Annotated in this window: 19 protein-coding genes; 7 read left to right on the top strand and 12 right to left on the bottom strand. The window is 64.5% G+C overall.

Annotated elements, in window-relative coordinates; genetic code table 11:
• Window positions 1–21: 21 nt before the first annotated feature.
• From ggt to RFN30_RS01120, 5 genes are all read right to left on the bottom strand, one after another.
• Window positions 22–1608 (bottom strand): gamma-glutamyltransferase, encoded by a 1587-nt coding sequence (ggt, locus tag RFN30_RS01140; protein ID WP_320260302.1) that lies wholly within the window; start codon window positions 1606–1608, stop codon window positions 22–24.
• 22 nt (window positions 1609–1630) lie between these two features.
• Window positions 1631–2431 (bottom strand): ABC transporter permease, encoded by an 801-nt coding sequence (locus RFN30_RS01135; RefSeq protein WP_320260301.1) that lies wholly within the window; start codon window positions 2429–2431, stop codon window positions 1631–1633.
• On the bottom strand, window positions 2428–3351 hold the full coding sequence (locus tag RFN30_RS01130; protein ID WP_320260300.1) for an ABC transporter permease: 924 nt from the start codon (window positions 3349–3351) through the stop codon (window positions 2428–2430). Before RFN30_RS01130 ends, RFN30_RS01135 begins: the two co-directional genes overlap by 4 nt.
• On the bottom strand, window positions 3348–4427 hold the full coding sequence (locus RFN30_RS01125) for an ABC transporter ATP-binding protein (protein WP_320260943.1): 1080 nt from the start codon (window positions 4425–4427) through the stop codon (window positions 3348–3350). Before RFN30_RS01125 ends, RFN30_RS01130 begins: the two co-directional genes overlap by 4 nt.
• Window positions 4428–4504: 77 nt before the next feature.
• Window positions 4505–5539, bottom strand: a complete 1035-nt coding sequence (locus RFN30_RS01120) for an ABC transporter substrate-binding protein (protein WP_320260299.1) — start codon at window positions 5537–5539, stop codon at window positions 4505–4507.
• Window positions 5540–5774: 235 nt separating this feature from the next.
• On the opposite strand from RFN30_RS01120, the gene RFN30_RS01115 reads away from it, so the two are divergent.
• Window positions 5775–6476 carry a GntR family transcriptional regulator gene (locus RFN30_RS01115; protein WP_320260298.1) on the top strand — a complete coding sequence of 234 codons (702 nt, stop codon included), beginning with the start codon at window positions 5775–5777 and terminating at the stop codon, window positions 6474–6476.
• 15 nt (window positions 6477–6491) lie between these two features.
• Here RFN30_RS01115 and RFN30_RS01110 read toward each other — a convergent pair whose 3' ends face one another.
• The 6 genes from RFN30_RS01110 to RFN30_RS01085 form a co-directional block, all read right to left on the bottom strand.
• Window positions 6492–7577, bottom strand: coding sequence for an ABC transporter ATP-binding protein (locus tag RFN30_RS01110; RefSeq protein WP_320260297.1), 1086 nt, complete (start codon window positions 7575–7577; stop codon window positions 6492–6494).
• Window positions 7567–8172, bottom strand: a complete 606-nt coding sequence (locus RFN30_RS01105; protein ID WP_320260942.1) for a cupin domain-containing protein — start codon at window positions 8170–8172, stop codon at window positions 7567–7569. The genes RFN30_RS01110 and RFN30_RS01105 overlap by 11 nt, the downstream gene beginning before the upstream one ends.
• Before the next feature lie 208 nt (window positions 8173–8380).
• Complete coding sequence (locus RFN30_RS01100) at window positions 8381–9451, bottom strand: ABC transporter substrate-binding protein (protein WP_320260296.1); 1071 nt, start codon at window positions 9449–9451, stop codon at window positions 8381–8383.
• A gap of 27 nt (window positions 9452–9478) precedes the next feature.
• The gene (locus RFN30_RS01095; RefSeq protein WP_320260295.1) at window positions 9479–10300 is read right to left on the bottom strand and encodes an ABC transporter permease; all 822 of its coding nucleotides are present in this window, start codon (window positions 10298–10300) and stop codon (window positions 9479–9481) included.
• Window positions 10297–11184 (bottom strand): ABC transporter permease, encoded by an 888-nt coding sequence (locus RFN30_RS01090; protein WP_320260294.1) that lies wholly within the window; start codon window positions 11182–11184, stop codon window positions 10297–10299. Before RFN30_RS01090 ends, RFN30_RS01095 begins: the two co-directional genes overlap by 4 nt.
• A 107-nt stretch (window positions 11185–11291) precedes the next feature.
• Window positions 11292–12575 (bottom strand): NAD(P)/FAD-dependent oxidoreductase, encoded by a 1284-nt coding sequence (locus tag RFN30_RS01085; RefSeq protein ID WP_320260293.1) that lies wholly within the window; start codon window positions 12573–12575, stop codon window positions 11292–11294.
• A gap of 195 nt (window positions 12576–12770) precedes the next feature.
• Between RFN30_RS01085 and RFN30_RS01080 the strand changes: the two genes are divergently transcribed.
• From RFN30_RS01080 to RFN30_RS01055, 6 genes are all read left to right on the top strand, one after another.
• Window positions 12771–13928, top strand: a complete 1158-nt coding sequence (locus RFN30_RS01080; RefSeq protein ID WP_320260292.1) for a fumarylacetoacetate hydrolase family protein — start codon at window positions 12771–12773, stop codon at window positions 13926–13928.
• Window positions 13929–14207: 279 nt separating this feature from the next.
• On the top strand, window positions 14208–15140 hold the full coding sequence (locus RFN30_RS01075; RefSeq protein WP_320260291.1) for a substrate-binding domain-containing protein: 933 nt from the start codon (window positions 14208–14210) through the stop codon (window positions 15138–15140).
• A 101-nt stretch (window positions 15141–15241) separates the two neighbouring features.
• Window positions 15242–16228 carry an ABC transporter permease gene (locus RFN30_RS01070; RefSeq protein WP_320260290.1) on the top strand — a complete coding sequence of 329 codons (987 nt, stop codon included), beginning with the start codon at window positions 15242–15244 and terminating at the stop codon, window positions 16226–16228.
• Between the two features lie 4 nt (window positions 16229–16232).
• Window positions 16233–17027, top strand: a complete 795-nt coding sequence (locus RFN30_RS01065) for an ATP-binding cassette domain-containing protein (protein WP_320260289.1) — start codon at window positions 16233–16235, stop codon at window positions 17025–17027.
• A 75-nt stretch (window positions 17028–17102) separates the two neighbouring features.
• The gene (locus RFN30_RS01060) at window positions 17103–18125 is read left to right on the top strand and encodes a LacI family DNA-binding transcriptional regulator (protein WP_320260288.1); all 1023 of its coding nucleotides are present in this window, start codon (window positions 17103–17105) and stop codon (window positions 18123–18125) included.
• A gap of 25 nt (window positions 18126–18150) precedes the next feature.
• On the top strand, window positions 18151–18396 hold the full coding sequence (locus RFN30_RS01055; RefSeq protein ID WP_320260287.1) for a hypothetical protein: 246 nt from the start codon (window positions 18151–18153) through the stop codon (window positions 18394–18396).
• Window positions 18397–18608: 212 nt separating this feature from the next.
• Here RFN30_RS01055 and RFN30_RS01050 read toward each other — a convergent pair whose 3' ends face one another.
• Complete coding sequence (locus RFN30_RS01050; RefSeq protein WP_320260286.1) at window positions 18609–19190, bottom strand: TetR/AcrR family transcriptional regulator; 582 nt, start codon at window positions 19188–19190, stop codon at window positions 18609–18611.
• Window positions 19191–19260: the final 70 nt, after the last annotated feature.

The following is a 19260-nucleotide window of genomic DNA, read 5'->3' as shown; positions in this document are numbered from 1 at the left end:
CGATGTCCAGCAAAGGGCTGCTCAATATCCCAGCGCCAGGCCGTCCTTGCGCGGATCGGAGGCGCCGGTCAGCGTGCCTTTTTCCCAATCGATGAGCACCGCCTGCCCGCCGCCAAGCGGATGGTCGGGCTCGACGACCTGATGGCCGCGGCGACGCAGGCCCTCGATAGCATCGGGACGCACGCTCCGCTCGGCTTCCACCAGGTCGTGGTTGTAGAAGACGCGCGCGGCATCCAGCGCCTGCTGCGGATCCATGCCGAAATCGATCATGTTGCTCAAAAGATGCACGTGACCGAAGGGCTGGTAGCCGCCGCCCATGACGCCGAACGGCATCACGGCGCGGCCGTTCCTGGTCATCATGCCCGGCATGATGGTGTGCATCGGCCGCTTGGCCGGCGCGATTGCGTTCGGGTGCTTCGCATCGAGGCGGAAGCTCGAGCCGCGGTTCTGCAGCACGACGCCGGTCTTCGGCCCGACGACGCCGCTGCCGAAGGAATAGTAGGTCGAGTTGATGAAGCTCACAGCGTTCAAGTCGCGATCGACGACGGTGATATAGACCGTGTCGCTGCCCGGCAGATCGACGCGCGGCAAATGCGCCATGGCGCGATCGCGGTGGATCTCGGCCCGCAGTCGGTCGGCATAGGCGCTGGACAGAAGTTCGTTCACGGGAACGGTGACATGATCCTGGTCGGCAATCAGGTTGTCGCGATCCCTGTAGGCCAGCCGCCCCGCCTCGATCTCCAGATGCAGCCGCTCGGCGCCATTCGGATCGAGCGCGCCAAGGTCGAAGCCGGAGAGCACGTTGAGCATCAACAGCGCGGTCAGGCCCTGATTGTTCGGCGGCATCTGGTGGATGTCGTAGCCGCGATAGGAAGTGCCGACCGGCGTCTTGTAGTCGCCCTTGGTCGCGGCGAAGTCGTCCAGCGTATGCAGCCCGCCGAGCGCGCGAAGCCGTCCGACAATATCCTCGGCTGCCGCGCCTTCATAGAAGCCGGCACGGCCCTTTTTGGCGATGATGCGCAGCGTCTCCGCCAGTTCCGGCTGGCGGTGCACGTCCCCGGCCTTGGGCGGCTTGCCGCCCGGCAGGAAGATGCGCGCCGCCACTTCATCGGCCGACAGATCGGTTTCCGGGTCCGCCCAGTCGAAAGCGACGCGGTCGTGCACGACATAACCGTTTTCCGCATAGTGAATGGCTGGCGCCAATGCATCGGCAATGCTTTTGCGGCCATGGTCTTCCAGCAGCCTGCACCAGGCGTCGACGGCGCCGGGAACGGTCACCGCATGTGGCCCCTGTTTCGGCAGCTCGCTGAAACCCTTATCCAGGTACCAGTCGACCGTCGCGGCCTGGGGCGCGCGGCCCGAGCCGTTGAAAGCGATCACATCGCCATCGCCCTTCGGGCAATAGAGGACAAAACAGTCGCCGCCGATGCCGGTCGATTGCGGCTCGACCACGGCCTGCACAGCCGCCGCGCAGACGGCCGCGTCCATGGCGTTGCCGCCGGAACGCAGCATCTCGATTGCGGCAAGTGTGGCCAGCGGATGCGAGGTTGCGGCCATGGCTTCGGTGGCGCGGACCGGCGAGCGGCCTGGGAACTGGAAATCACGCATGCGGTTATGGATGTCCCTTTATTCAACGTCCGCGGCCGAAAAGCTGGGCGGCGGACAACAAGACGATCGATAGCACGATCAGGCAAGTCGAAATGGCGGCAATCGTCGGATCGATCTGATCGCGCAGCGCATTGAACATGCGGCGCGTCAGCGTCGTGGTCTCGCCGCCGGAGATGAAGAGCGAGACCACAACCTCATCGAAGGAGGTGATGAAGGCAAACAGCGCGCCCGACACGATCGAGAAGCGCAGCTGCGGCAGGGTCACCTGGAAGAAGGCGGCGAAGCGTCCGGCGCCGAGGCTGCGCGCCACCATTTCCTGGCTCATGTCGTAGGAGCGTAAGCCGGAAAGCACGGTCAGCACCACCAGCGGCAAGGCCTGGACGGTGTGAGCGATGACGAGGCCGGTCAGCGTGTTGTTGAGGCCGATGCGGGCATAGAGGAAGAAGGTGCCGATACCGATCAGGATGACCGGGACGATCAGCGATGCCGTGAGCAGCGCGTTGATGGCGCCGGTCAGTCGCAGCGTGCCGGCGTTGATCGCGTAGGCCGCCGCGGTGCCGAGCGGCGTCGCCACGATCGCCGTCATAACCGCCACCTTGACCGAAACGATTGTGGCGTCGCGCCATTCCACCGATCCGAAATAGCTTTCGTACCAGCGCAGCGACCATTGCTCGGGCGGGAACTGCAGCAGCGTCGAACCGGAAAACGACATGATGACGATGATCACCGATGGCGCGATCAGGAACAGCATGACAAGGCCGCCCAGCAGATAAAGCCAAAGGCGTTGCCAGTGCGAGATGGGCAGGGCATTTTCAGCGCTCATCGCCGGCTCCAGACGCCGGTGGCGCGCGCGCCGAGCAGCCTTTGGAACAGGCTGAGCAGCGCCAGCGTCACGGCGAGCAGCACGACGCCGAGCGCGGCGCCCGCGCCCCAGTTGGAATAGAGGCTGGTCGCCTGCTCCATGCGCATCGCCCACATGATGACCTTGCCGCCGCCCATCAGCGCCGGCGTGACGAAGAAGCCGAGGCAAAGCACGAAGACGATGACCACGCCGGACGCAAGCCCCGGCAGCGACAGCGGGAAGAAGATCTGCCGGAAGGTGGCGGCGGGGCTGGCGCCGAGATTCATGCCGGCGCGCAGGCAGTCGACGTCGATCGCCTTCATCGAGGCGTAGAGCGGCAGCACCAGGAAGGGCAGCATGATGTGTGTCATGCCGATGACGACGCCGGCGAAATTGTTGGCGAGCGGCAGCGGCTGGCCGATGATGCCGAGGTCGATCAGCCAATTATTGATCAGCCCCTTGCGCTGCAGGATGACCAGCCAGGCATAGGTGCGCACCAGCACCGAGGTCCAGAACGGCAGGATGACGAAGACCAGGCAGATCGAGGCCGCGCGCCGCGGCAGCTGCGAAAGCATATAGGCCAGCGGATAGCCGAACAGCACGCAGGCGCCGGTGACGACGAAGGCCACCTTGAAGGTGGTAGCGAAGGTCTTGATGTAGGACGCCTGCTCGAAGAATCGCGCGTAGTTGACGAGGCTGAGCTCACCGGTCTCGTCGAACAGCGAGAGCCAGAACAGCCAGCCGATCGGCACGATGATGACGGCAAAGACCAGAAACAGCCCCGGCGACAGCAGCGCCAGGAGCCCCAGCGCCTGCCGCCTCGCATCGGCGCGCAGAGCATCGGCGTTCAGCACGCCGCCCGGCCTGCCGGCATGGTCGAGGCTCGCGGACCCGACGCTCATTGGTCCGCCACCAGCACGACATCCTGCGCATCGATGCCGAGCATGATCGGCTCGCCCGGCGCCGGCAGCTTCGCCAGCACATCGGAGCGGCAATAGTCGCGTAGCGTCACCTGCCGTCCGTCGCGAAGCGTCGCGTAGCAGATAAAGCTGTCGCCCTGATAGATGACGTCGCCGACGGTCGCCGGCAGCGTATTGATGCCCGACTGTTCCGCATCGGCTATCAGTCGCAGCTTTTCCGGCCGCACCACCATCAGATGGCGACCGGCGGATGGCGCCGGGTCGTTCATGCGCAGCTTTCTGTCCTCGTACCAGACGCTGCCATTGCGGCTTTCGACCGGGATGAAGTTGGATTCGCCGATGAAGCCGGCGACGAACTTCGTCTTCGGCCTGGCATAGAGCGCTTCGGGCTGGTCGATCTGCTCGATGCGGCCGGCATTCATGACCGCGATGCGGTCCGACATGGTGATCGCCTCGCGCTGGTCATGCGTGACATAGACGGTCGTCATGCCGAGCCGGCGATGCAGGTTGCGCAACTCGATCTGCATGTGCTCGCGCAGGCCCTTGTCGAGCGCCGAGAGCGGCTCGTCCATCAAGACGATGCGCGGCTCGAAGACGATGGCGCGGGCGAGCGCCACGCGCTGGCGCTGGCCGCCGGAAAGCTGGTCGACGCGGCGCTCGCCCAGACCTTTCAACTGCACAAGATCGAGCGCCCTCTCCACACGCTCTGCCGTTTCGGCTACCGGCTCGCGCCGCTGCTTCAGCGGAAAGGCGATGTTGTGGAAGACGTTCATATGGGGAAAGAGCGCATAGTTCTGAAACACCATGCCGATGTTGCGCCTGTGCGGCGGCATGGTGATGATCTCCTCGCCACCGACTTTGATTGAGCCGGCATTGGCGCGAACAAAACCTGCCAGGATCATCAGCAGCGTCGTCTTTCCCGATCCCGACGGACCGAGCAGCGTCAGGAATTCACCCGCGGCGACATCCAGGCTGAGATCGCTCAAGATGGAGAGCGAGCCGAAGCGCTTCTCGATGCCGTGAATGCCGATGGGAAGCGCGGACGGCGCAAGAGACAAGAGCATCTCCCTCAACTCCGGATCATTGTCGGCGAAATGGCCCGGAGCAGCGCATCGACGCTGCTCCGGCACGGTCGCTATTGCTGGATCAGGTTGTTGAATTTTTCCGTCGCCTCGACAAGGTTGTCGCGCCAGAACTCTGGATCCTGAAGCACCTGCTTCTTGACGTTCTCGGGCGAGGAGTTGATGTCCTTGATCCGCTCCTGCGGGATCTTGCCGGTCTCGAAGGCCTTCTCGTTGGCCGGGCCGTTGTCGACATAGAGCGGCAAATTGGCCTGGAGGTCGGGGCTGACGAACTTTGCCAGCGCTTTCATGGCGAGGTCCTTGTTCTTCGATCCCTTCGGGATGACCAGGCAGTCGGCGGTGAGCACGCCCTGGTCGAAGGAGAAAGCGACCGGCGCGCCCTCCTTCCTCAACGTGCCGGCGCGGCCGTTCCAGATGCTCGCCATATCGACCTCGCCGTCCTTGACGAGCTGCATGGCCTGCGCGCCGGAGGTCCACCAGGCGTCGATATGGCCCTTGACCTTGTCGACGGATTGCAGCGCGCCGTCGATGTCGACCGGATAGACCTTGTCGATCGGGGTGCCCTTGGCGAGTGCCGCGACGCTCAGCGTCTCCGTCGCCTGGCTGCCGGAGAGCGCGCGGCGGCCGGGGAATTTCTCGACGTCCCAGAAATCGGCCCAGGTTTTCGGGCCCTTGTCGCCGAAAACATCCGTACGATAGATCAGCACGACGGAGGTGTAGGAGACGCCGACCCAGTCGTCATGGACGAGCTTCGGGTTGATGCCGCTCTTGTCAATGAGGTCGTAGTCGAGCTTCTCGAACAGGCCTTCCTTGGAGCCGCGCGCGCATTCGTCGGCGCCAAGCTCGGTGATGTCCCATTTGACGGCGTTGCCGGTGACCTGCAGGCGCACGTCGTCGAGGCCGTTGGTGGTGTCCTGCTTGATGGTGATGCCAAGCTCCTTGGCTGTCGGATCGAAGAAGGCCTTGGTCTGTGCCTCCTGATAGGTGCCGCCCCACGAGGCGACGGTGATGGTGTCGGCGGCCGATGCCGGAACGGCCACCGAGGCCAGCAGGCCGGCGAGGCCGTGAATGCAAAGTCTCTTTGTCATTTTCGCTTCTCCAACCGGTGTTCCCGTTATCGTTGATTTGGTATGCGAATTTGTATACAATTTTGAGTGTAATTCGGCGAGAGCCGATGTCAACATGGATGATCGGGTTTTTTGGCCACGGGAGAAATTGAGGGCTTTTTCGGGCCGACTGCTTCTCGAAACGGCCCTGTGTTTCAAGCAGGCGCTAAAAGGCACTAGACTGCGAATCCGTGACAGACCGTTGGAGGCGGGACGCTTGAGTAAGGAACGGAAAAACACGCTGCGCGACTCGGTGTTCGAGAAGCTGAAGGCGTTGATCATCACCGGCCAGATCCCGCCCGGTGGGCGCGTGACGGAAAACGAGATCGCCGAGCGCCTGAAGGTCAGCCGCACACCCGTGCGCGAAGCGTTCAACCGGCTGGAGCGCGACGGGCTGGTGATCGGGCGCCCGCGCCAGGGCTATATCGTTGCCGAGTTCAACCTGACCATGTTCCGCGAGGCCTTCGATATACGCGAGCTGCTCGATGGGCGCGCGACCGAGCTGGCGGCGGCCAATGCGACCGCCGCCGACAAGGCAAGGCTGCGCGAGATGCTTGCCGAATGCGAGCGCCTGGCGGCGATCCCCGACCGCAGCACCAGGGAGAAATTCGAGGAACTGCAGGTCGGCATCGACCTGCATCGGGTGATCGCCGAAATCAGCGGCAACGAGATGCTCTACGGCATGCTCTGCGGCATTCTCGACAAGTGCCAGCAATATGTCTGGACCGAGCTTCTGTGGCTGGACGAGTGGCAGCTCACTCGCGAGGAGCATGCCGGCATCGTCGATGCGATCTGCGCCGGCGATGTCGTTTTAGCCGGCGAGCGCGCCCGCGCGCATGTGCGCGGCTCGCGCGAGAACATACTGCGCCTGCTGCAGGCGAAATCCGACTACCAGGGATTTTTCGCCAAGGCCTCCTGACCGGTCTTTGGCGGATCAGCTCGAAAGCACAGGGCAGTTGGCGCCGCGCCTCAGGCTGATATGGGCCACGTCGCCGACGCTGAATTGAAAACCGTCGGCGCGGCGCGGCGCGTCGATGACGATCGAAGTCCCCCGCCCGAGCTCGGCGTGCAGGCGCAGCGTGCGGCCGTGGAAGACGATGCCGCTCACCCGCGCCGGCGCGGTGCCGTCGGCGGCTTCGGTGGCCGCAAGCAGATCCTCCGGCCGCACGCCGATGGTGCGCGTGTCACCTGCGGCCGGAGTTTCGCCGGTGTCTGAGACAGCCTCCAATGGCAGCTCGCCGGCGGCGAAGCGCAGGCGTTCGCCGTCGCGGCCGAGGAAGCGCGACTGGAGAAGATTCATCGTGCCGATGAAAGACGCAACGAAGCGCGTCGCAGGCCGATCGTAAAGGGCGGCAGGCGGCGCGATCTGCTCGATGCGGCCCTTGTTCATGACGACGATGCGGTCGGAGATCGACAAAGCCTCGGTCTGATCGTGAGTGACCATGACGAAGGTGGTGCCGAGCCGCGATTGCAGCCGCTTCAATTCCACCTGCATCTGTTCGCGCAGATGCGCGTCGAGCGCCGAGAGCGGCTCGTCGAGCAAGAGCACGCGCGGCTCGCAGACGATGGCGCGGGCAAGCGCGACCCGCTGGCGCTGACCGCCGGAGAGTTCGGAGATCCGGGCGCGCAGCTTGTCGGCGAGCCCGACCATGTCGAGCGCCTCGCCGACGCGCTTGGCCTGCTCGGTGCCGGACAGTTTGCGCAGCGACAGGCCGAAGCCGACATTGGCCGCGACGTCCATATGCGGGAACAGCGCGTAATCCTGAAAGACGGTGTTGACCGGCCGGTCGAAGGGCCTCAGGCCGGTGATATCTCGGCCTTCGAGTAAGACGCTGCCGCTTGTCGGGCTCTCGAAACCGGCGATGACCCGCAGGCTCGTGGTCTTGCCGCAACCGGATGGGCCGAGCAGGGTCAGGAACTCGCCCGCGGCAATATCGAGGTCAACGGCTTCCAGGCCGACCACGCCGCCCGGGAAAACCTTAGAGACTCTATCCAACCGAACGAGCGCGTCAGGCGCCATCGCGCACCTCGGACGGCTTGGTGGTGTTGACCCACAGGATCTGGCAGCGCTCGGCGCCGGGATTGCGGAAGGCATGCAGCAGCGTGCTCTTGAAGGCAAAACTGTCGCCGGCCTTCAGAACGTAGGTCGTGGCATCGACCACCAGCTCGACCTCGCCCGTCATCACGAAGCCGAATTCATGGCCGGCATGGGCATAGGCTTCCGCCGTACCGCCGCCGGCCTCGACCGTCACCAGCATGCCGGTGAGCGTGGCGGCGGGCGGCGAGAGCAGCGCCTTGGCGATGCCTTCGGATTTGACCGGGATGGAGCGCCGCTTGTCGGCGCGCACGCAATAGAGATCGTTGACCGCTTCATTGCCGTCGCCAATCAGCGCCGACGGCTCGATGTCGAGGGCGGCGGCGAGCGGCCAGATCACCTTGACGCGCAGCGAGGACATGCCGCGCTCGATCTGGCTGAGCGCGCCGATGGAGATGCCTGCCTTGGCGGCAAGCTCGGCCAGCGACAGCTTGCGCTCGAGCCGCAGCGCCCGCACGCGCCGGCCGACGCGGACGTCGGCTTCGTCTTTCGACCTTTCGGCTTCGTCCATAATGTCCATCATTGGCCCTCGTTTAGTCTCTTCAACGGTGCGGCGCAGCGCCGCCAGGCTCCCCCTTCTCCCCTTGTGGGAGAAGGTGTCGCCGAAGGCGACGGATGAGGGGTGTTCCAGCCTGGCGGCGTCGGCGATCCGTCCAACACCCCTCATCCGTCTCGGCGCTGCGCGCCGATCCACCTTCTCCCACAAGGGGAGAAGGGGGAGCTTAAGCTCAACCCCCGGCCTTCACCTTCTCGAACATCTTCGCCACATCGTCATTCTGCTTCATCGGTCCGGTGAAGATGGTGCTCTTCAGCATCACTTCCGGATCCGACGGCAGCTGCAGCTTCTCCAGCTCGTCCTTCGACACGCCGGCAAAGGCCGTGGCGAGCGAGCTGCCATAGCCGTAGGACTGGATCAGATACTTGCCGGAGTCGGCGTCGAGCCGGCTGTTGATGAAGTCATAGGCGAGATCGACATTCTTTGCGTCCTTCAGCATGACGAAGCCGCAGGCCCAGGTCAGCATGCCTTCCTTCGGCTTCATGAACTCGACTGGGACGCCCTGCTTCTTGAGCGAGGTGGCCGACGCGTTCCAGGTCATGGCGGCGACCAGTTGCCCGCTTGCTAGCGCCTGCTCGACCGAGGTCATGTCGGTGGTGTAGCTCGAAAGCAGCGGCCGCTGCTCGCGCAGTTTTGCGGCGACCTTCTCCATCTGCTCCGGCGTCATGTCGAAGGGGTTCACGCCTGCCAGCAGTGCTGCAACGATCGGCGTGTCGTGCACGGCGTCGATGGTCGCCATGCGGCCGGCATATTGCTTGTCCCAGAGAAGGTTCCAGCTCGCTTCGGGGTTCTTCACCAGGTCGGTACGGTAGAGGATCGAGGTGTTGCCCCAGTCCCACGGCACCATCCACACCTTGCCGTCACCGGCCTGCAGGTCGGGCAGGTTCTTGAACACCGGGAAGATCGAATCCCAGTTCTTGATGCGTTTGGTGTCGATCGGCTGCAGCAGGCCTTCCTTGTTCCAGCGCGCCACCTTGTCGTAGCAGGGATGGGCGATGTCGGGCCGGAAGCCGGCCTTGACCTTGGTGAAGGCATCGTCGTCGTCGCCGAAGATCGTCGCCTCGACGCCGTCCGGATGCGCGGCGAGGAAGCTCTTGTTAAAGTCGGGCAGCTCATAGCCCGACCAGGTGAAGTATTGCAGCTTGTCGGCGGCAAGAGCGACCGTCGACGACAAGGCCAACGCCAATGCGGCAAGGCCTGCCCGGGCCTTGTGTCCGGTGATCGCTTTCAGGTGGAATGTCATTTTCGTTCTCCTCTTCTTTGTTGTGGTTCAGGCTGGATTGCGGCGCGCGGCGCCGAGACCGCGATGGCGCAGGATCTCGGCGCAGGCAGCGATGATGAAGGACACGGTGAGGATCACCGTTCCCAGCGCCATCACGGTCGGCAGCGAGCGCGGGAAGCGCAGCTGGCTCCAGATGTAGAGCGGCAGCGTCGGCTCGGTGCCGGCGAGGAAGAAGACGACGATGAACTCGTCGAAGGAGGTGAGGAAGGCGAGCATGAAGGCCGACAGCACGGCCGGCAGGCTGAGCGGCAGCATGACGCGCCTGAACGTCGTCCAGTCGGAGGCGCCGAGGTCGAGTGCCGCCTCGCGGATGGTTTTCGGGATGGCAGCGAAACGGCTGCGCATCACTACCACCGTCGTCGGCAGCGCCACCAGGATATGGCCGAGCACGATGGCGATGCGCGACGGACCGAGCCCGATGAGGTTGACCAGGATCAGCAGCGAAATGCCGACGATGACGCCGGGGATCAGGATCGGCAGGCGGGCGACGGCGCTGATCGTGGCGGCAAGCGGCGAGCGGCCGTAGAGGTCCATATAGGAGACGGTGATGCCGCAGAGTGTCGCGCCGGAGGCGGCGATGACGCCGATGACAAGGCTGTTGGCCAAAGCGCCGGACAGCGCCGGATTGCCGTAGAGCGTCTCATACCAGCCAAGCGTGAAACCCTGCAGCGGAAACGCGGCCTGGATGGAATCGTTGAAGGAAAACAGCGGGATCAAAAGGATCGGCAGATACAGGAAGACCAGATAGGCAAGCACATAGAGGCCGAGCCAGCGGCCGCCTGCATTTGCCTCTGTGCGCGCCGCGCTCATGTGCGGCTGCCAAATCTGCGGTCGGCGCCGCGCGCGAGCAGAACCACGCACAGGATGACCAGCATAACGCAGACCGACAGTGCCGCGCCGAAGGGCCAGTCATTGGCCTTGCCGAATTGCGACTGGATCAGCGTGCCGATCATGGTGCTGGCCGGGCCACCGACCATGGCCGGCGTGACATAGTCGCCTACGGTCGGCACGAAGACGACCAGCGCCGCCGCCAGAACGCCGGGCATCGAATTGGGCAGCACGACGCGGCGAAACGATGTGAAGGGCCGCGCGCCGAGATCGGATGCGGCTTCGAGCAGCGATTTCGGGATCGTGTCCAGCGCCACATAGATCGGCAGGATGGCGAAGGGCGCGTAGGCGTGCGCCAGCGTCACCACCACCGCGGCCGGCGTGTTGAGGAAAGCCAGCGTCGGCTCCGACCAGAGGCCGCTTTCGATAAAGGCCGAGTTCAGCACACCGTTGTAAGCAAGCACGATCTTCCAGGCGAAGACGCGAAGCAGGTAGCTGGTCCAGAACGGCAGCGTTACCAGGAAGAGCAGCAGGTTGCGCCGCCGCCCGGCATGGAAGGCGAGATAGTAAGCGACCGGATAGGCGGTGATGACGGTTGCCAGCGTCACCAGTCCGGCGATGACCAGCGAGCGCAGCGTCACGGTCCAGTAGAGTGGGTCGGTGGCGACTGTGACGAAGTTTTCTGCCGTCAGCCCGACGCCGAGCAGCGAGCCGTCATTGCCCCTAAAGGCGAGGAAGAGCACCAGGCCGAGCGCGAACAGGATGAGGAAGAAGGTGACCAGCCCGCCCGGCAGCAGCATGGCGAAGCGGAAGATCGGCGAGATGCGGGATTCCGGCGATGGCCGCGCTGCAACGATGGTCGACATCTGACTGCCTATTGGGGCTGTCCATCGGATTTTTGAAATCGGCTAATGCTTTTTCATATTCATGAAACTGTCAAGCTGAATCGGTTGTGCACCGCACGCGTTCGGCATCAGCGCTCGAAGGCGTCGAGCATCCGGTACCAGGTGATGGTTGCCGCGACGCCAATCTGGCGAAAAGCGTGGAACGGGATCGGCCGGATCGGCGACAGCGGGAACGGCAATTGCCTGGCGTCACCACTCGCCAGATAGCTTGCCATCCGCTTGCCGAGCGCGCTCATCAAGCCGACGCCCCTGCCCTGGCAGCCGACCACCGCGAGCAGGCCCTTTTCCGGCTCATGCAGATGCGGCAGATGATCCGGCGTCATCGCCACGCGGCCAAACCAGCGCTTTTCGATGGCGATGCCGGCAAGCGCCGGATAGAGGCGCAGGAGCGCGCGTTCGAGATGCGCCCAGTCCGAAGCGCTGGACGGCAACGCCATGCGGCCGCGACCGCCGAGGACCAGCCGTCCGTCGGCGCTCTTTCGGTAATAGACGAGGATGCGCCGCGAATCCGAGACAGCTTGCCCGCCCGGCAGGATGCTCGCTGCAAGCTCGGCCGGCAGCGGCGCGGTGGCGATCTGGAAGGAATGCAGCGGCACGATCGTCCGGGCAAGGCCTGGCAGCAGGCCGTCCGTATAGGCGTTGGTGGCGAGCACGACCGACTTCGCCCGCAGCTCGGTCCCGCCCTGCGTCGAAACTCGCCAGAGGCCGGCTTCCTTGGCGAGCTTCACCACCTTCTGCCGTTCGGCGATCTTGGCGCCGGACCCTGCCGCAACTCGCGCCAGTTCCAGCGTGTAGGACAGCGGATCGATGACGCCGGCGCGGCGGTCGAGCCAGCCGCCGAGATAGCCCTTGGCGCCGGTCATCGCCGCGATCTCGGACTGGCTGAGCAGGCTCACGTCCGCTCCGCATGCCTGCCATTGCCGGTCGCGATTGGCGGCCGCCTTCAAGGCGGTTTCGGTGTGCGCGGCCTGGATCCAGCCATTGCGCGTGAACGGCACTGCAAGCTGCTCGTTACGGATCAGGTCGAACACCGCGTTCGCCGTCGAGGCAGCGAAGTCGACCAGCGCCTCGCCACGCTCCTTGCCGAAATGCCCGATCAACCATTCGGGATCGTATTTGAGACCGGGAATGACCTGGCCGCCATTCAAGCCCGACGCGCCCTGCCCCATCGCGCCGGCCTCGAGCACCTGGACCGACAGACCGGCGCGGGCCGCGTGCAAAGCGGTCGACAGGCCCATGATGCCGCCACCGACGATGATCGCGTCGAGCGCACCGCCGGACGAAAGCTCGGACTGGAAAGCCGGGACCGTTTTGGGCTTCCGCCAGATCGGATCGGAAAAGGCTGCGGGCAAGTGTCACCTGGGGCGCTGGAGCTTCGTGAAAATCCTATTGTTGATTTCATAGATTTGAAAGAGCACCCGATGGGCCAGTCCGCCTTTGGCTATGTGACAACGCGCCAATGGCCCATAACCTTGCCATCGACGGGATAGACCTTTGCATTAAATCCGGGGAAAGTGCCGCGCGACAATCGAAAGGAAACGATGACCATGACCGACCCGACCCGCCTCCCCGCTGACGGCCTTTTCATCGGCCGCGCCAGGACCAGCGAAGCGTCTCATCCGCTGGTGGTCACGGTGCGCGACGGCCAGGTGATCGACATCACGTCGAGCACAGCGCCCACGGTGCGCGATCTCTGCGAGCTGAAGGATCCGGCCGGATATGTGCATTCGGCCAACGGCAAGGCGATCGGCGCGCTCGCCGACATCGCGGCGAACAGCTTCGAGGCGAAACGTGATGCGGCGAAGCCCATCCTGCTCTCGCCTGTCGACCTGCAGGCGGTGAAGGCTTCGGGCGTCACCTTCGTCGTCAGCCTGCTCGAGCGCGTCATCGAGGAACAGGCGCGCGGCTCGGCCGAGAAGGCCGACGCCATCCGCGCCGACATTGCCGGGCTGATCGGCCATGACCTGTCGAAGCTGAAGCCCGGCTCGCCGGAAGCGATGGAGATCAAGGCGAAGCTCATTCAGCGCGGCGCCTGGTCGCAATATCTGGAAGTGGGCATCGGGCCCGACGCCGAGATCTTCACCAAATGCCAGCCGATGGCCTCCGTCGGCTTCGGCGCCGATGTCGGGCTGCACCCCGTCTCGACCTGGAACAATCCGGAGCCGGAGATCGCGATGATCGCCGACAGCTCGGGCCGCATTGTCGGCGCCACACTCGGCAACGACGTCAATCTGCGCGATGTCGAGGGGCGCTCGGCGCTGCTGCTCGGCAAGGCCAAGGACAACAATGCTTCCGCCTCGCTCGGGCCGTTCATCCGGCTGTTCGACGAGACTTTTTCCATCGCCGACGTGAAGCGGGCCACGGTGCGGCTCAGCGTCGAGGGCGAGGACGGCTTCTCGCTGGAGGGCGCGAGTTCGATGGCGGAAATCAGCCGCTCGCCGGAAGAGCTGGTGAAAGCCGCGATGGGGCCGCACCACCAGTATCCGGACGGGCTGGCGCTCTATCTCGGCACCATGTTCGTGCCGTCGAAGGATCGCGGCGAGAAGGGCAAGGGTTTTACCCACAAGGTCGGCGACATCGTCACCATCTCGTCGGAGAAGCTCGGCGCGCTGGTCAACCGTGTGCGCCTGTCGCCGGATTGCCCGCACTGGACCTACGGCGCCAGTCATCTCATGCGCGACCTCGCCCGAGCCGGTCTGATCTAGCAGCGGATCATAGCGCCAATATGCTTGCGCTCACCGCCGGAGGCTGATGGAGCGCAACGGCGGGGTTTGCCCGCAGAATATCATCGCAACTGATGCAATCTGATGGGATTGCTGATGGCGCGTACGGCTGCCTCAACATCCATTGGCGATGGAGGCTTGCCAGCAGCCGAAAAAGGGAATGCTCTAGAGGCGTCCGGTCGGCGCGGGCAGGAGATGCGGTCCTCGAAGATCGCATCGCGCTTGATGTGGAGGAGGGTTTTCAACATGGGAGGAAATCGAATGCTTTCGAGGCTAAGACTGCTCGTGCTTGGCTTGATCGCGGCACTCGCCATTCCGGCGATGGCCGAGGCCAAGACGTTCTACTGGATTTCGCATGGCGGCCCGGCCGATCCGGTCTGGACCTATTTCCTGGCCGGCGCCAAGCAATGGGCGAGCGACACCGGCAACAAGGTGAACACCTCGTTCCACAATGGCGACGTCGCCTCGCAGCAGGAGGCTGTCCGCGCCGCCATCTCGGCCAAGGCCGACGGCATCGTCACCACCAGCCCTGATCCGGGCAGCCTTGTCGAGATCGCCAAGGAGGCGCGCGCCGCCAACATCCCGATCATCAACTTCAACACGCCCGACCCGAAGGCGAACTTCAACGCCTATGTCGGCGGCGACAACGTCACCTTCGGCAAGCATTGGGCGCAATATCTGGTCGACAAGGGCCTGGTGAAGAAGGGCGACTTCGTGTGGATGCCGGTCGAGGTGCCCGGCGCCACCTATGGCGTGCAGGAAGAGGAAGGCATCAAGAGCGTGTTCGAGCCGCTCGGCATCACCTACGAGGTGACCGAGGCGACGCTCGACCAGGCCGAAGTGATCAACCGCATGGTCGACTACCTCACCGCGCACAAGGGCAAGGTGAAGGCGATGATCGGCCTCGGCGACCTCGTCACCGGCTCGGTCAAGCGCGTGTTCGACCAGGTCGGCGTCAAGCCGGGCGAAATCCCGGTCGTCGGCTGGGGCAACTCGCTCGACACCACGCAGGAAGTGCTGAACGGCTATGTCAACGCTGCGCAGTGGCAGGACCCGCAGGCGACCAGCTATGTCGCGCTGTCGCTTGCCGCGATGGCGTCGGCCGGCATTCCTCCAGGCTTCAACGTGATCACCGGCGCGCTCTATGAGAAGGACACCGCCGGCGTCTACGACAAGATCCTGTCCGGCAAGTAATCCGCGACCAAATGGCGTGGCCGCCCCGGCGGCCACGCCATTCCTTTCGCCGGCCTGCCGCCGCGCGGGCTTCAGCCAAGTTCATCCACGTCGCGGGCGCAATGGAAAATCGTTCCTTCATCCAAAGTTTCATCGCGCGGCCGGAGTTCGGCCCGCTGGTGCTGCTCATCGTCGAACTCGTCGTCTTCTGGGGCATCAACCCGGATTTCCTGTCGCCGCAGAACATCTCCAACATCCTCGCCTTCACGGTCGAGCTCGGCCTGATCGCGCTGGCGATGACCTTGCTGATGACATCGGGCGAATTCGACCTCTCGGTCGGCTCGCTGTTCGGCTTCTCGCCGGTGCTGATGTGGACGCTGTTCAACGGCGGCGTCACCTCGTTGGAGATGGGCTTTCTCATCGCGCTGGTGGTCGCGGCCTTGATCGGCCTGGTCAATGGCTGGTTCGTCACCCAGCTCAAGATCCCGTCCTTCCTGGTCACGCTCGGCATGCTGCTCGTCGTGCGCGGCACCGCGCTCTTCGTCACCGACGGCTTTCCGCAGCGCACCTGGAGCGCCGAAGGCAGCTGGCTTGCCGACATCCTGGTCGGGGACTTCTACATCGGTCCGTTCCGCATCTATGCCTCGCTGTTCTGGTTCATAGGTGCTGCGATCGTGCTCGGCTACGTGCTGACGCAAAGCCGCACCGGCAACTGGATCCAGGCGGCCGGCGGCAACCCAAATGCGGCGCGCGCCCGCGGCGTCAACGTCAACCGCGTCAAGGCCGGCCTGTTCATCCTGTCGGCGGTGATGGCCTCGCTCGCCGGCGTCATCTCGTCGCTGCGCACGTCCGCGGCCAACCCCAACAGCGGCACCGGCTACGAGCTCGAGGTCATCGCCATGGTGGTGATCGGCGGCACGGCGCTGACCGGCGGGCGCGGCACCATCATCGGCACGGTGCTCGGCATCCTGATCCTGCGCGTCATGCGCAACGGTATCGTGCTGATCGGCGTGCCTGGGCTCGCCTACAACATCTTCATCGGCGCGATCATCCTCGGCATGATGGCGCTGCACTCGTGGCTCGAACGCCGGCACCAGGCAGGAACTTAAGACGATGGCCGAGCCTCTGATCCGCATGGAAAACATCCGCAAGTCCTACGGGCGCGTGCAGGCGCTGGTGGACGCCAACTTCCACGTCAACGAAAGGGAGATCGTCGGGCTGCTCGGCGACAACGGCGCCGGCAAGTCGACGCTGATCAAGGTGCTGTCGGGCGCGGTGCCGCTGACCAGCGGCGATATCTTCGTGCGCGGCAAGAAGGTGAATTTCCGCAGCACCAGCGACGCCATCGCCGAGGGCATCGAGACGATCTACCAGGACTCGGCGCTCGTCACGCAGCTGTCGATCGCCCGCAACCTGTTCCTTGGACGCGAGCCGATCAAGCCGCCGCGTTTCCTGAACCGCATGGACCAGGAAGCGATGAACACGGTGGCGCGCGACCTGCTGAAACAGGTCGGCATCTCGAAGAACATCCCGCCCACGACGCCGATCGGCTCGCTCTCCGGCGGCGAGCGGCAAGCGGTGGCGATCGCGCGCGCCATGCATTTCGACAGCGACCTGATCATCCTCGACGAGCCGACCAACAATCTCGGCGTCGCCGAGACGCAAGGGGTCCTGAGCTTCGTGCGGAGCGCGCGCGACTCAGGCCACTCCTGCATCTTCATCGCCCACAACATCCACCACGTCTTCCAGGTGGTCGACCGCATCGTGGTGATGCGCCGCGGCAAGGTGGTGGCCGACGACATCGATCCGAAAAAGACAACGGTCGCCGAGGTCGAGCGCATCATCACCGGCATGTCGGACAAGGAGATCCGCGACGCGATTTCCGACGGCCCGCAGCCGCATGGCTGATTTGGCCTGACGTTGATTTGGCCTGACTTTGATTTGGCCTGACAGGGGCTCGCATCCCATCCTATGACTGGACCCATGAAAGCCACCGTAGCCGACATCGCCAGGAGCTGCGGCCTGTCGACCGCGACGGTCGACCGGGTGCTCAACAACCGGCCGGGCGCAAGCGCCGCCAACCGCCAGCGTGTCATGGAAGCGGCCAAGCAGCTCGGCTATCTGCCGACGCTCGACCAGGTGGTGCTGCCGTCGAAGCCGGCGCATCTCGAATTCTTCCTGCCGATCGGCAGCAACGCTTTCATGGCCGATCTTGCCCACCACATCGAGGATTATGCTGCGCGCCTGCCACTGGTCGCCTCGTGCCGCATCCACAACCTTGCCGGCATCTCGCCCGGCGCGCTGCAGGGCGCGGTCGAGAACCTTTCGCTGAAAGCCAACGGCGTCGGCGTCATCGCCGTCGACCATCCACGCACGCGCAACATTTTGCGCGAGCTGGTCGAGGCGGGCATCCGGCTGGTGACGCTGGTCTCCGACGTGCCGGCAGCCCCGCGCTCGGCTTATGTCGGCATCGACAACCGGGTGGCCGGACGCACGGCGGCGCTGTTGATGGGCCGCTTCCTCGGCGGCCGTACCGGCCATCTGGCGATGGTCGTCGGCTCGCGCTCCTATCGCGGCCATGAGGAGCGCGAGATGGGTTTCCGCTCGGTGCTCGCCGAAGAGTTCCCCAACCTCACCGTGTCCAGCGCCGTCGAGATCAACGACGAGCCCGACGCCAGCTACAGCGCGACGATGAAGGCGCTGCACAATGAACCGGACCTGCTCGGCATCTATTGCGTCGGCGCTGGACGCTCGGGCGTGGCGAAGGCCTTGCTCGAAGCCAAGCCGCGCAGGAAGCCTGTGTTCATCTGTCACGACCTGACCAAGGAGACGCGCCGCTATCTCGTCGACGACCTCGCCGACGTGGTCATCGACCAAAATGCGCGGCTGATCGCGGAACAAGCCGTGATCCGGCTGCTCGGCTCGATCGTCTCATCGGCGCCGTACCTGACGAAGAAGTTCATCGAGCCGCGGCTGATCTTCAAGGAAAACGTGCCGGTTCAGTGAGTTAGCGCGCCCTGGCAAACCCGCATTGTTCGGATTTGTCGGAGGATTGATCGGCGATGCGACAATTCTGCACACCAGCTATGCAACTTTCATGATTGCCGAATCGTTGGGCAACGCTTATACATTTCTGGTGTCGGCCATCTCCTCCTCCCAGATGGATGCCGACGATGAATGCGGTGCACCTCCTCCCGCGCCGTATTCGAAATCGAGCCCGCTGCCACCTCCTCCCGGCAGCGGGCTTTTCTTTTGCCCGCATGAGGGCGGGAGCTAACAGGCAGGACCTCAGCAAACAACCTGGGCTACCGCCGAATCCCCCTCGCCCGGATTGCTAGCCGAATTGCGAAAAGCAATTCGGGGCAATCCGACCTCTCCCTGAGGGGAGAGGAGCCAAGTCGGCGCCGGCGCCAGCCTCTTCTCCCCCACGGGGAGAAGGTGGCCGCGCAGCGGCCGGATGAGGGGGACTTCGACGCTCGGAAGTTCGAATCAGCGCGCCCTGAAGGACGCGATCAGCCCTTCCGCCATGCGCACGAACTGCGCGCTCGGGCCTTCGGCGCCCACGCTCTGCATCGAGACGCGCGCGCCTTCGAGCAGCAACGACAGCGTGTCGGCGAGCAACTCCGCCTGGCCGACGCCGGCGTCGCGGCAGAGCGCCACCAGCCGCTCGCGCTGGGCTTCCTTCAGTTCCTTGATGACGCGCCTGGCCGGATGATCGCTCTCGCTGAGCTCGACGGCGGCATTGGCCATGTCGCAGCCGCGACTGTCGGCGCTGAGCATTTCCGAAGCCTTGCGGACCCAGGCATGCAGCTGCGCGAGCTTGTCGCCGGGATGCCGGGCCTCGAACTCGTCCCATATCCTTGAAGCCTTCGCAGCGGTGGCGCGCAGGCATTCGATGATCAGCTCGTCCTTGGATTCGAAGTGACGATAGAGCGTCATCTTGTTGGTGCCGGCGGCCTCGGTGATGGCGTCGACGCCCACGCCCTTGATGCCGTGCTTGTGGAACATGTCCTGCGCCGTCTCCAGGATCCGATCCCGGGGGCGAGAACGCTCCACGACGCCGTCTGTCATCATGCTCTCCTTTCGTTTCCAAAAATCCCTCGGCCACCTCTTGACTAGGGTGTTACCGGTCTGTAACTTC

It is taken from the genome of Mesorhizobium dulcispinae (assembly GCF_033977345.1).
GTDB classification, from domain to species: Bacteria; Pseudomonadota; Alphaproteobacteria; order Rhizobiales; family Rhizobiaceae; genus Mesorhizobium; species Mesorhizobium dulcispinae.
The sequence above is the reverse complement of the archived record's forward strand: the minus strand, read 5'-3'. Positions and strand labels throughout refer to the sequence as shown.